The following is a 12,758-nucleotide window of genomic DNA, read 5'->3' as shown; positions in this document are numbered from 1 at the left end:
AGTAACGGATATAAAATTCTTTCTTTTCAGACTTACAAAGCTGTATGCTTAATCCCCCAGGTTTATCGGGTGAGCCGAATTTATGTATCCCTTTTTCTGCTTTCTTGGATTTGTCTTGAAAATGAATGTGTTAGAATAAAAAAAATGGAGTTCTCTTAGTAAGAGAACCCCAAAAAGACATATACTGCTGACAATAAAATATTTACGCATAATCAGAGATGGATAATTTGCAAACAAATATCATAAGAATCCTTATCAGAGACTGATTCCTGAATAAAATATTTCCGTATTTGAATTATTATAGCTACATTTGCAGCGGAATGGGGTTCTCTTACTAAGAGAACCCCAAAAAGACATACATAAAAAGTAATGTTTTGATGGTAACAGAAAATAGTATGGAGCTTGAAAATCAAGCGTTCCTTTCAAATCAAGACATAACGGGCGAAGCGCCTAAGTTACTGCTCTGCAGTTCAATCGCTTCCGGCTCAGACCTGGGGTCAAATGAAGGAATCACGCCAATGGCGGGAATAGGAAAAGAATATCCTGAATTCAGTTGGTATTACCTGTATCTTTCCAACAAAGAACTGAAACGCTATATCAGTGTTTTCAGTGGCAGGAAAGCTGTTCGGCTTCGTACACCATCAGGTACCGTAGAAGAGAGATTTTTTTGTTTCAAGGTGTTTTCTTACACTGCCACCGATCATAGAAAACGTTTCGAGCAATGTGCTTATACCAAAGAGGAATATACCGTGCGCCGTGACTCTGCACGGATCGTGAAAGAGGCTTTTGCTACCGGCTCCATCCAAAAACTGAATACGTTGACGGACGAGAAAGGAATTGAAGGCAACGGTTGGCTGTTTGTATGTGCCCCCTTGGGGCAGTTGGAATGTATTCTGTCTGCCATGCTTCCCCGCCAGTATCTGGTGACGGACTATAACACCCACCGTGCGGCGGTAATCCCTCACCGTCAGATGGAAGAATTTATCTATTTGTATGAATCCATGCCTTACAATATCGAGCTGATGAACCGGCCTTTGGAGGACTATCTTCAGAAAAAGCAACGAATCCGTATCACCGGTGGTGTTTTCCGGGGGAAGGAAGGATGCATCATGCGTTTGCACCGCAATACAAGGCTGGTATTCGCTTTCGGAAATATGACGGTGGCTGTGAGCTATCTTCATGCGTTTCCGTTTGAAAAAATTGATTAGTTTAATTAAAGCCATCCACACATCCCTTGCAGGACGATGGATGGCAGATAAGACTACAGACGCAACTAAGGTTGCAAATCTATATATTCAGCAGTGACATTGAAACAGGGACAGGTTTTTTGCGGATTCAAGTCATGATGACCGACAATCAATGCCTTGGGATAACGCTGATGCAGATGTTCAATCAGTTTTCTCAGAGCTACCTTTTGTGCTTCCGTCCGGGTATCCTTCGGAGTCTTTCCGTCGGCATCCAGACCACCTATATAGCATATACCTATACTGTGACTGTTGTGGCTTTTGCAATGTGCGCCGATCATTTTCGGTGGGCGTCCGGCTTCTATAGTTCCGTCTGTAGGAATCACATAGTGGTAACCACAGCACTTCCAGCCCAATGAACGATGGTAGCGGTCAATGTCCTCTGCTCGCAAGGCACTGCCCGCCTTGTTGGCAGAGCAGTGCACGATAATCAACGAAACCGTTCTCATAAACCGCTTCCAAGCGCTCCTCCGGCAGCGCCTGTAATAAGCAGCTCAATGATGCGGACGATGTACAGCAGTACATTTTTCCAGTTCTTTTTCATACGCTTTGTCTTTAAATAGATGAATAATATAAGTTCCATGACGTTAAAAGATTCGTGGAGCCATTTTATATTCCATATCTGCAAATGTTTCCTTGAGTTTGCGACACGGGGCAAACACGATGTGCGCGCCCTTGATGTTCTTCTTGGAGAACAAAGCCTCCGAAGCGGCTCCTTCGCATTTCAGGGAGACACTGAATGTTCCGAGGCCGTCCAGGGTGACTCGGTCGCCTTGGGCAAGATGCTCGGACAGGCGGTTGAAGACTTCCTCCAGCACCGCTTCCATCATGCCGTGTGAGAAAAAGCGGAGATGTTCCGTCACTTTCTTTACGAGTTTCTTATGCGAAACCTTTTCGTTGGCCACACACTTTGCATATGCTTTCTTGGGCATCGTCCTGTCGGACGCATTTCCCATCGAGAAAACGTGGTATTTTATCATAATGACGGATTGTTTTCATTCGTGGAAGCCGAGGTCTTTCCTTTGGCGGCATCCAAGTCGACTGTGCCTTTACCGGCCTTTTCGGCCTTCAGGGTGGCGGCTTGGGCTATGCGGCTTGCTACGGGATTGAAAGTGGCGCGGGAACGAAGATTTTGGAAGTCTTCTCCCGGCGTGAACACAATGTTGACGGCGGTGATGTTGCTTTCTGTAAATTTCTTCAGGTCTTCCGCACCTTCCGAGCCTATAGAAATCCAGAAATTACCCAATTCAGCCAGTTGTACTTTCTTTCCCTCCAGAAGCATCTCTACAAGGCACTCGCACATATCGGCTATTACACCTTTTACCGTTCCGCGAGTGAATACGCCATTGTGGTCGGCAATGTGTTTGACAAACTGGCTGAATGGCATGATTTCAGAAACTTGAGCTTTTGCATACGCTTTTTGGGCGGCATCGACATCCATCGGGTTGCCCATCATAAATACACTGTAATCAATCATAATAAAATAAAGTTTAAAAGTTTTGTGTTTCCGGGATGTTCGTTCATCCTTCCGACACGACAAAATTAATGCGGGAAAATACCGTAAAAAAATCTATTTATTATCGTTTACTAACTGTTGACTGCCGTTCACTAGCTATTGACTGACCGTTAACTACCCGTTGACGAATCATTCAAAAAACAAGCTTATGGATAGCGAGACACACTTCAGCATCGTCTTCAACATTTATGGAGGCAGCAACCAGATTCTCCCCAATGCCACTTCCGCCACACAGAATTATTACGGTGACAGAGCGGAACCGGAGGAGGATGACGCAGACAAGGAAGAGGAACCTGCTTTATCTCCCGAGGCTACGCGCCTCTTCTCCTATATAAATAAGGTGGAGGATTTACGTGTTTATCTGGCGCAGATAGCGGAATGCACCAATGCGGTGGAACTGGCCAGGGTCATAGTCAACATGGCCGAGCGGGAACCGAGAATCACTCCGGAAGAGATGGTGAAGGAACGTTTTATCTCGTTGTTCTTTCCTCTCACACCTTTGTTCGTATCGGGCAAGACTGTCAGTAATATCCGTGCGCGTATCAATAACGCTTGGGCAAGACGACCGAGAAAGCGGTTATGACCGGAGGTGAAAGAACGGTGATAAGTGTGGGAAAAAAGTAAGATATGTTCGTGGGCAAAGTAAGTTCACTTACTTTGCGATTTAAGTCCACTTACTTTGCTCGGGAACATATCTTACTAAAGATCCGAAAAAATAGCTTTCGTGAAAAGTATGGTAAGTACCTTTGCTTTTGAAACAATATCTATAATCGATAACAGAGGTAAGAGTGCTTACCGAATTAAATGCTTATGTGATGAATGATTACGCAAATATTACTCAAATAACACTTTTGGTCAGGAAACTGGATATTGGTACAAAAGTAATTAGGGTTAGACAGCATTCTCAAGAAAATCAATTGTTCAAATATAGAAAAGATCTATCTTATCCACCGAAAGAAAAGGTTAAGTTGGCAAGGGCTAATATGGATGGACAACCTATGTTTTATGGTGCTGTTTTTTCAAACTTCTGTATAAATGATAATCCACGTCTTACATGTCTTTTTGAAACCAATAGGGAAGTCTTAGATGATACTTTTGTAGGGAAGAAAGATTTGACTTATTCACTTTGGCTGAATAAGAGAGAGATTAATCTTTTTGTAATCCCAGTATTTGATAGTTATCCACATCCTGCGAAGGACTTTGAATGGTATTATGAACTATGGAAAGAGTTGAAGAAAGATGATAAAATCAATAAAGAACAGATAAAAGTCTTAAAAGAATTGTCACGACATTTTTCCTTGACTGGAGAGAAAAAAGAAGAGGAAAACAGCTATGCTTATACAGCTGATTTTACAACTCATTTATTTAAGACTCATCCTGAAATTGATGGAATTATTTATCCTAGCGCAAGACTAAAAGAAGAAGGTATAGGTGTTAATGTAGCTATTCGCCCTGAAGTGATTGATAATGCTTTTGAGCTGAAAGCGTGTTCTGTCTGTAGATATTTCAAAAGAAATAAAAAACAACAACTAATATTGAACTATAAACATTCTCGATTTAGACAAAATGGTAAGATATATTATGTGATAGATAGAGAATTTTATCGGGATTTGGATTTTAAGAATACCGAATACGACTTTAAAACCTTACAATTTAAGTATTAGCGTCCAAAAAAGACGTATATGAAAATTAATAAATACTGATGATATTTGTCACTGTGATCAAAAAATGAATTATGTATCGCGACTCAGATTGGCTGATGACATTTGTAAGAACTATGACGAATTAATACGTATAATGCGTGCCAGTGCATGATGAAATAGAAATAATTTTTATATGAAAGTAGTGATTTTAGCCGGAGGTTTTGGTACTCGTATTAGCGAGGAGAGCCAGTTTAAGCCCAAGCCGATGATTGAGATAGGTGGCAAACCTATCCTATGGCATATCATGAAATGGTATTCCAAGTTTGGTCATAATGAGTTTATTATCTGTTGCGGATACAAGCAACAGGTTATCAAGAATTATTTTGCCAACTACTATATGTATAATAGTGATATGACATTCGACTTTTCTGCCAATGGGAAAGTAACTGTACATAGTGATCATACGGAAGACTGGAGAGTGACGGTGGTTGACACAGGTTTGAATACCATGACGGGCGGACGTCTTAAACGCGTTAAAGATTACATATCTGGTGAGCCGTTTCTTATGACTTACGGTGATGGTGTGTCAGATGTTGACATTAATGAATGTATCCGGTTTCATGAAGAGACAGGGACTATGGTCACGTTGACAGGTGTGCTTCCCGAAGGTCGTTTCGGAGTAATGGACATTGACGGTTCTATGATAAGGTCTTTCCGTGAAAAGAGTCGGGATGATATGGGATGGATCAACGGAGGTTTCATGGTTGTGGAGCCGGGAGCATTGGAATATATAGAAAATGACACAACGACCTGGGAGCGTGAACCTCTTGAAACGCTTGCCTCCCGGGGGCAGCTTTCCTGCTATAAGCATCATGGTTTTTGGCAGTGCATGGACACGTTGCGTGACAAGGAGAAACTGGAGAGCCTCTTGGCTTCGGGCAAAGCACCTTGGAAATATTGGAAATGATAAAAATAAAAGGATAAATATGGCATTCAATAATGTATATAGAGGAAAGAAAGTATTGATAACCGGTAATACCGGTTTCAAGGGGAGCTGGTTGTCAGCATGGTTACTCATGCTGGGAGCGGAGGTATACGGCTATTCAAATAGTATACCTACCCAACCGTCCATGTTCGAGGTTGTTGGCCTACCCGACAGAATCCATCACCATTATGGTGACATCCGTAATAAAGAGGAGATGAGTGATTATGTTCAGGCTGTAAAGCCTGACTTTATCTTTCATCTTGCTGCACAGGCCATTGTTTCTACTTCCTACAAGGAGCCTTTTGATACCATCACTACCAATGTGGTAGGTACGGCTTCCGTGCTGGAGGCCATCCGTAATATCACATGGAATTGTACCTGTGTTCTTATCACCAGTGACAAGGCTTACGATAACGTGGAGTGGATCTGGGGATATCGTGAGACAGATGCGGTAGGCGGAAAGGATGTCTATTCCGGTTCAAAGGGTGCAGCCGAACTTACTATCAAGTGTTATTGGAAATCCTTTATCCAGGCTATGCCCAATATCAAACTGGGAGTGGCCCGTGCCGGGAATGTTATCGGAGGTGGTGACTGGGCGAAAGACCGTATCATCGTGGATTGTGTCAAGGCATTTTCAAGGAATGAGGTGGTGGAGATACGTAGTCCCAAAGCTACCCGCCCCTGGCAACACGTATTGGAACCATTGAGCGGCTATCTCAATCTTGGACAATACCTTTATGAAGGAAAGGTGAAGAATGGAGAACCGTTTAACTTTGGCCCTCGTGCGGAGCAGACCAAGACTGTGTTTCAGTTGGTTCAGGATTTGGCCGAACTTTGGGGGCTGGACAGGAATACGGCAGCCCGGCTGACCGGCAATGTGCCTTTCGAAGAGGCTACTTTATTGAAACTTAATTGTGACAAGGCACTGGCTTATCTTGACTGGCATTCTACATTGCACTATGAGGAATGTGTACATTTTATTGCTGACTGGTACAAAGCTTTTTATACAGATGCCAATGTGGATATGTACAGCTTGACCACTGCCCAGATAGATTCCTATGTCAGGGCTGCCGGAGCACAACATTTAAAATGGGCGGAATAATGATGGAAGGAGTGACAGTTCATCCCCTGAAGCATATTGTCGTACCCAAAGGGGATATTTATCATGCTTTAAAATCTACTGATGAAGGTTATGTCGGATTTGGTGAGGCCTATTTCTCACAAATAGAACACGGTGCAGCCAAAGGCTGGAAACGCCATAACCGCATGACCTTGAATCTGGTTGTGCCCGTTGGTGCTGTCAAGTTCGTAATCTATGATGACCGTGAAGGCAGTCCCACCCGTGGGCAGTTTGAAGAAATAACCCTGTCACCTGAAAGTTGCTATCAGCGGCTTACTGTAGCCCCCGGACTATGGATGGCCTTTTATGGAGAGGGGGAGGGCATATCCATGCTGATGGATATCATACCTGAACCTCATGATCCTTCGGAAGCAAGCCGGATGGAGCTGGAGGCGATAGACTATAAATTTTAAACATTGTAGCTTTATGAAGATATTGATTACAGGAGCTACCGGATTTGTAGGTAGGACACTGATTCCTTATCTGTTCAGTCGTTCATTGACAGATATTTGTCTGTTGGTAAGGGACAGACAGAAAGCAGAAAGCATGTTTCCTGGTCTTTGCCTGGAAATAATTGCTACGACAGAGGGCGGATGGTGCAAGCAGGTTATCGGTTATTCTCCTGATGTTGTTATCCATATGGCAACTTTCTTTACTGCAAGAAGGGATGATATGTCCATAGAAAAACTGATTGGATCAAATATCCTGTTTACCACCCACTTGCTTGAGGCAGTTTCCCATACCTCCTGCAGCCACTTCATTAATATAGGTACATTTACTGAATTTTTGGACGGCGCGGGTGAATATTTGCCCAATAATCTTTATTCCGCTACCAAAACAGCGGTACGTCCCATTATAAGGTATTATCAGACACAGTCATGTTGGAGTTGGATTAATGTGGTAGTCTACTCTCCCTATGGGCGGTATAATTCAAGCAAGAAGGTGATTGATTATCTGGTCGATGCGGTAAAGGCGGAAAAGCCCGTGGATTTTTCTCCGGGTAACCAGGTACTTGACTTCATACATGTTGATGATATAGCAGATTTCTTTTATACATTAATCCTTTCCTTGGATAACTTGAAAGACAGCTATTACCAGTTTCATCTTGGAACAGGTGAGGGGCATTCGTTACGCGAAGTGGCGGATATGATAGGGTCAGTCTGGAACCGTCCCGTAACAGCAAATTGGGGCGGCCGCCCGTATTCACCTTCTGATGCCATGCATGCCGTGGCCCCTATAAATAGGAACATCACTTTGCTGGGATGGAAGGCATCCATCTCCTTGAAGGAGGGTATCAGGATATTGCATGAAGATATGAAGACATATGAAAATGAATAATCCCGTTCTAATCCTTGGTGCTGGAATATCCGGCCTTGGAGCTGCATACAAATTGTCTTGCAATGGTCAGCAGACTGTAGTTTTGGAAAAGGATACTACTTATGGAGGTCTTTGCGGTAACTTCACCATTGACGGTTTCCGTTTTGACCGTTTTGTTCATTTTTCCTTTGCTAAAGATGAACAAGTAAATAGAATCTTTATGGATGGAGCCGGAGAGATATTCAGACATGTTCCTAATGCATATAATCTTTATCAGGGAATATGGATAAAGCATCCGGCCCAAAATAATCTTTATCCGCTCACTCAGAAGATGAAGGATGCCGTAGTAAGAGATTTTTTATCCCGTCCGACAGATATCGACTCTTCTCAGATACAAAATTACGATCAATGGTTACGGCTTCAATTCGGTCATTTTTTTGCAGAACATTTCCCGATTCCTTATACTAAGAAATATTGGATGACTGAGGCAAAGGATTTGGAAACAAGATGGATGGGCAGCCGGGAAGGAAGCCGTTTATACCAGCCTTCCGTTGAAGAAGTGATACAGGGGTGCAATACATCCGAAACTCCTGTAACCTATTATAGTAAGGAGATGCGTTATCCACGAAAAGGTGGGTTTAAGCAGTTTTTGTCTGCTTTGGTAGAAAACCAGGATATTCGTTATAACCAACAGGTCATATCGATAGATGTAGAGAATCGTCTTCTTCGTACATCAAAAGGCGATGAATATCAATTTGACCGTTTGATTAGCAGTCTTCCGCTTCCTGAGGTAATTAAGATGCTGAAAAACGTTCCTGTTGATGTTTGCAATGCAGTTGCACGGTTACACTGTACCTGTGGTTATCAGATATCGGTCGGACTGAAGACGAAGAATATCCCTCCTTATCTTTGGTGGTACATTTATGATGAGGATATTCTTCCTGCTCGCGTCTACTCACCTTCCTTGAAGTCGCCCGACAATGTTCCCGAAGGTTGTTCCTCACTTCAGATGGAAGTGTATTGTAACCGTAATGAATATACCCGGGAAGAGCTGTTGGCACGTTCAGTGGGAAAACTTGTTTCTTTAAACATTTTAAAACAAGAAGATATCCTTTTTACTGATATCCGTTTCGAACCATACGCCAATGTCATTTTTGACCATAATATTTATGAAGCCCGTAAGACTGTCCGTGATTACCTTTTTTCCCTTGGTATTGAAACGATTGGGAGATTTGGAAAATGGGGATATCTGTGGAGTGATCAGAGTTTGATGAGTGGATTGAAAGTTGAAATGTAAATAAGCATACTAAGAAAATGGATAGAGATATTTCATTGGATGCCATAAAATTAGTGGCCTGCATTTTTGTATGTACTCTTCACACAATAGGGATGTTTATGTCTGAGTCTCCAGAGTTTCATTTATCCTATCTTTTATTTTATATGTCAGGGATTGCAGTTCCATTGTTTTTTATGGTAAACGGCTTTTTACTGGCTCCTAAAGATGGCGGAATAAAGTATTATTATAGGAAAATTTTTAATATTGTCAAGATCGTATGTGTATTTACTTTCATTTTTGATATTCCTAAACTTGTTAGAGGCGATATCTCTATATTAATCCCGTTTAAACAGGCTTGTAGCAGTCTGTTTTTTCAAGGTGGAGTGTTCCCTGTATTCTGGTTTTTTGGAAGTCTAATCTTTATATATGCCCTGATGCCATTTTTAAAGAAATATATCATACCAATAAGAACTAGATTATACGGCTTATTGCTTTTCCTGTCAGTTCTGCAGTTTATAATATATACTTGCGATATTTATACCAATTACACTTATTCTTTTATATTTGAGAATGTGTATATACCTCAATCTTTTCGTTTGTATTCCCATCTGATGTATTTTCTATTAGGTGTTTGTTTGAGGTTATATCTTACAGATAATAATATGTTAAAAAATGTAATAGGGGGGGTAAATCGGTCTTGTGTTATATAATTTATATTTTATGTGCTGCGTTAATTTGTTATTTATTATATCGCAATGTTGGTGCGATAGAATATTTTCAAAATTCAATTATCTGTGTATTGGCTTCTTTGTCTTTTTTCTTAGGCTTAAGGTCAATAGTTTTTAGCGGTTATATAGGGAGGACTATTGTTAATCTGTCATCTTGTAGTATTTTAGTTTATACCATTCATTATCCGATTCTTTCATTATTGTATATGAAAACAGATCTGTTTGTACATACGGATTTTTCCTTTCTTGTTTGGGCAGGTTTATTGTTGTTATGGTTCTTCATATCTTATTGGGTATATCAAATACAGTATGTTAGATCTTTCTTAAGAATTTAGTGAAAGTCTTGTTTCATCTATGTCTGTAAAACAAAACTATTTTTATAGTTTGCTGAATACTATTTCCGGACTGTTATTTCCGATTATAACATTCCCTTATGTTGCCCGTATCTTAATGGCAGATGGGATAGGACAAGTAAATTTCTATCTTTCCATCATTAATTATATATCCATGTTTGCAGGGCTAGGAATACCGACTTATGCCATCCGTGAAATAGCCAGAGTGAAGACCGATGTGAAAGTGATGAACCAAGTGGCAGTGGAAATACTTCTATTACATACCTTTCTTACTCTTTTAGGATATATTGTAGTGGGTGTTGTAGCACTTACCGTAGCGCAAGTTCAAGTTAATCTTCCTCTTTTCCTAATTTTGAGCACGAATCTCTTTTTTATAACTATTGGATGTGAATGGTTTTATCAGGGGATTGAAGACTTTAAGTATATCACAATAAGAGGCTTGATTGTTAAGATGCTGTCGGTGGCATTGCTTTTTGTTTTGGTGAAAGACCGGTCGGATTTATTTTATTATGGTATATATTCAGTGGTAGGAGTTGTCGGGGGTAATATCTTTAATGCATTCCGGTTAAGAAAGTATATAAAGTTTCGTCTATTGGAATTAAAGGAACTTCGTCCTATGCGGCATCTGATTCCTGCCTTGCGGATATTCCTTTTAAATGTTGTGGCCAGCATTTATCTTCAACTGGATACAGTCATGTTAGGATTTCTTAAAGGGAATGAGGCTGTGGGCTATTATACCGGTGCCATAAAATTGACAAAAATGTTAATGGGCGTCACTTCTTCCTTGTGTGTTGTCCTTTTGCCACGTCTATCCAATTTGGCGGTGGGGAATGAGCGTGAAGAATTTGACAGATTATTGAAGAAAGCCTTGGATTATGTGATAGCGATAGCGGCACCAATGAGTATGGGGCTTGTTATAATGGCCCCCACTTTAGTCTACCTTTTTTGTGGTGAAGGATATGTACCCTCCATTTCAACCATGCAGATAACGGCTCCCATCATTCTTTTTATCAGCATCTCGTATGTGTTGGTACAATCCATATTTTCTCTGGGCAAGGAAAATATAACTATTATCACAGGTATAGTGGGTGCTTTTACCAATGTTGCTATAAATTTCATGCTTATACCACATTGGGCTCAGGACGGGGCGGCAATAGGAACTTTATTGGCAGAATTTTCTGTTATGATAGCCTATCTGTTTATCATACGCCGTTTTTCGATTATTTCTATATTCACTCGTCATACCGCCTTGTGTCTGTTTGCCGTAGCCATTATGGGGACCTGTCTATGGGGAGTGTCTTTGTGGAAGTTTTCTCATACCTTAAATCTGTTTGTAATGCCATTGGTGGGAGGTGCGGTTTATGCCACCGTTTTAGGCTTTGCTAAAGAGCCTTTACTTCTGGATGTATGCCGTATGGTCAAACAAAGAATAAGAATAAAATAATATTGATATAATAATGGATACAGCAGTTCTTTTTGAGACATTTGCACGGCCTCAATATGCCCGTCAGGTTTTTGACCAGATAAAGAAGGCAAAGCCTAAGAAACTTTATTTTTATTCCAATAAGGCACGTGTTGACCGTCCTGATGAAGTAAGGAATAATGAAGAAATTCGTTCATGGGTGAAAGAAATTGATTGGGATTGTGAACTTCACACTTTTTTTCGTGAAGAGTATGTGGATGTATATACATCCGTACAAGGTGCTATGGACTGGGTGTTCGAGAATGAGGAACAGGCTATAGTGTTAGAGGATGACTGTGTACCTTCGGTTGCTTTTTTTGAGTATTGTGATTTTTTCCTTAATAAATATAAAGAAGATAAGAGCATAGGGTTTATTTCTGGAGCGAATTATTTAAAGAATTATATTCCACAGAAAGGGGTAGATCATATATACTGTAATTTGTTTTGTTTTTATGGCTTTGCTACTTGGAAGGATAGATGGAAAACTTTGGATTTTAATATAACCTGTGAAGAGGTTATTGAAAAGGGCTATATCAATCGATATTATAGAGGGGAAAAAGAGTCTATTATTATGGAACAATATTTTATGAGAGTGGATGATTTCGTGAAACGTACTCATTGTTGGGACTATATATTTGATTTGAACTCCTTTAAAAATGATTCGTATGGCGTTTACCCTATTGTTAATCTTGTTATGAATATAGGAGCGTATGGCGTACATACTAATGCGAGTGTCTTGAAGTTAGTTAAGGGGGTTTTTGGAGAACGACATTATCCTTTTGCTCCAAAACATAAAGGTGCGTTTACAAAAAGATTTAATAGAATAATGATAGAAAAAATTTATAGAAACGACAAAAAGGGGGAAGTTATAAAAAGGGGATTAAAATTTTTGTTGGGACAGAACTTCTATTCATATCTAAAGAGTATTGTAAAGCAATAATAAGTATTTGTGATATTAATAAATCAATTACAAGATGAAAGTTTTACATATATCTACATCCGATCGTCAAGGTGGAGCGGCAATAGCTGCATATCGTCTTAATGAAGCTTTACAAAATGAAGGAGTAGATTCAAAAATGTTGATATATAATAAAATAACTTTGAATCCTACAGT

Annotated in this window: 15 protein-coding genes; 11 read left to right on the top strand and 4 right to left on the bottom strand. The window is 40.4% G+C overall.

Annotated features, from left to right (window positions below):
* The first annotated feature begins 377 nt into the window (after nt 1-377).
* Complete coding sequence (locus tag AB5935_RS17895) at nt 378-1,208, top strand: hypothetical protein (protein ID WP_038607413.1); 831 nt, start codon at nt 378-380, stop codon at nt 1,206-1,208.
* A 65-nt stretch (nt 1,209-1,273) separates the two neighbouring features.
* On the opposite strand, the gene AB5935_RS17890 is transcribed toward AB5935_RS17895, so the two are convergent.
* From AB5935_RS17890 to AB5935_RS17875, 4 genes are read right to left on the bottom strand one after another with little or no spacing between them, the layout of a single operon-like run.
* Nucleotides 1,274-1,693, bottom strand: coding sequence for an N-acetylmuramoyl-L-alanine amidase (locus AB5935_RS17890; RefSeq protein WP_007840105.1), 420 nt, complete (start codon nt 1,691-1,693; stop codon nt 1,274-1,276).
* Nucleotides 1,690-1,827 carry a hypothetical protein gene (locus tag AB5935_RS17885; RefSeq protein ID WP_005847132.1) on the bottom strand — a complete coding sequence of 46 codons (138 nt, stop codon included), beginning with the start codon at nt 1,825-1,827 and terminating at the stop codon, nt 1,690-1,692. The genes AB5935_RS17890 and AB5935_RS17885 overlap by 4 nt, the downstream gene beginning before the upstream one ends.
* A 4-nt stretch (nt 1,828-1,831) precedes the next feature.
* Nucleotides 1,832-2,224 carry an HU family DNA-binding protein gene (locus AB5935_RS17880; protein WP_032947782.1) on the bottom strand — a complete coding sequence of 131 codons (393 nt, stop codon included), beginning with the start codon at nt 2,222-2,224 and terminating at the stop codon, nt 1,832-1,834.
* Nucleotides 2,221-2,721: an HU family DNA-binding protein gene (locus tag AB5935_RS17875; RefSeq protein WP_007840111.1), complete on the bottom strand. Its 501-nt coding sequence runs from the start codon at nt 2,719-2,721 to the stop codon at nt 2,221-2,223. The genes AB5935_RS17880 and AB5935_RS17875 overlap by 4 nt, the downstream gene beginning before the upstream one ends.
* 187 nt (nt 2,722-2,908) lie before the next feature.
* Here AB5935_RS17875 and AB5935_RS17870 point away from each other — a divergent pair, with 187 nt between their 5' ends.
* The 10 genes from AB5935_RS17870 to AB5935_RS17825 all read left to right on the top strand — a co-directional run bounded on the left by AB5935_RS17870 (nt 2,909) and on the right by AB5935_RS17825 (nt 12,584).
* Nucleotides 2,909-3,343 (top strand): hypothetical protein, encoded by a 435-nt coding sequence (locus AB5935_RS17870; RefSeq protein ID WP_038610541.1) that lies wholly within the window; start codon nt 2,909-2,911, stop codon nt 3,341-3,343.
* A 232-nt stretch (nt 3,344-3,575) separates the two neighbouring features.
* The gene (locus AB5935_RS17865) at nt 3,576-4,424 is read left to right on the top strand and encodes a hypothetical protein (protein ID WP_133304547.1); all 849 of its coding nucleotides are present in this window, start codon (nt 3,576-3,578) and stop codon (nt 4,422-4,424) included.
* Between the two features lie 172 nt (nt 4,425-4,596).
* On the top strand, nt 4,597-5,370 hold the full coding sequence (rfbF, locus tag AB5935_RS17860) for a glucose-1-phosphate cytidylyltransferase (protein WP_007850828.1): 774 nt from the start codon (nt 4,597-4,599) through the stop codon (nt 5,368-5,370).
* 19 nt (nt 5,371-5,389) lie between these two features.
* The gene (gene rfbG / locus AB5935_RS17855) at nt 5,390-6,490 is read left to right on the top strand and encodes a CDP-glucose 4,6-dehydratase (protein WP_007853875.1); all 1,101 of its coding nucleotides are present in this window, start codon (nt 5,390-5,392) and stop codon (nt 6,488-6,490) included.
* Complete coding sequence (locus AB5935_RS17850; protein WP_007853879.1) at nt 6,490-6,921, top strand: hypothetical protein; 432 nt, start codon at nt 6,490-6,492, stop codon at nt 6,919-6,921. The genes rfbG and AB5935_RS17850 overlap by 1 nt, the downstream gene beginning before the upstream one ends.
* Before the next feature lie 13 nt (nt 6,922-6,934).
* The gene (locus tag AB5935_RS17845) at nt 6,935-7,846 is read left to right on the top strand and encodes an NAD-dependent epimerase/dehydratase family protein (protein ID WP_007832438.1); all 912 of its coding nucleotides are present in this window, start codon (nt 6,935-6,937) and stop codon (nt 7,844-7,846) included.
* Nucleotides 7,839-9,122, top strand: coding sequence for a protoporphyrinogen/coproporphyrinogen oxidase (locus AB5935_RS17840; protein ID WP_038612469.1), 1,284 nt, complete (start codon nt 7,839-7,841; stop codon nt 9,120-9,122). Before AB5935_RS17845 ends, AB5935_RS17840 begins: the two co-directional genes overlap by 8 nt.
* A 17-nt stretch (nt 9,123-9,139) precedes the next feature.
* On the top strand, nt 9,140-9,811 hold the full coding sequence (locus tag AB5935_RS17835; RefSeq protein WP_132140961.1) for an acyltransferase family protein: 672 nt from the start codon (nt 9,140-9,142) through the stop codon (nt 9,809-9,811).
* A 372-nt stretch (nt 9,812-10,183) separates the two neighbouring features.
* A complete protein-coding gene (locus AB5935_RS17830; protein ID WP_022186069.1) occupies nt 10,184-11,626 on the top strand; it encodes a flippase in 1,443 nt (480 codons plus the stop codon).
* Between the two features lie 13 nt (nt 11,627-11,639).
* Nucleotides 11,640-12,584: a hypothetical protein gene (locus AB5935_RS17825; protein ID WP_022186070.1), complete on the top strand. Its 945-nt coding sequence runs from the start codon at nt 11,640-11,642 to the stop codon at nt 12,582-12,584.
* The last annotated feature ends 174 nt before the right edge of the window (nt 12,585-12,758 follow it).

Source organism: Phocaeicola sp. RTP21198st1_B8_RTP21198_201120 (genome assembly GCF_040929485.1).
Taxonomy (GTDB): domain Bacteria; phylum Bacteroidota; class Bacteroidia; order Bacteroidales; family Bacteroidaceae; genus Phocaeicola; species Phocaeicola dorei.
The sequence above is the reverse complement of the archived record's forward strand: the minus strand, read 5'-3'. Positions and strand labels throughout refer to the sequence as shown.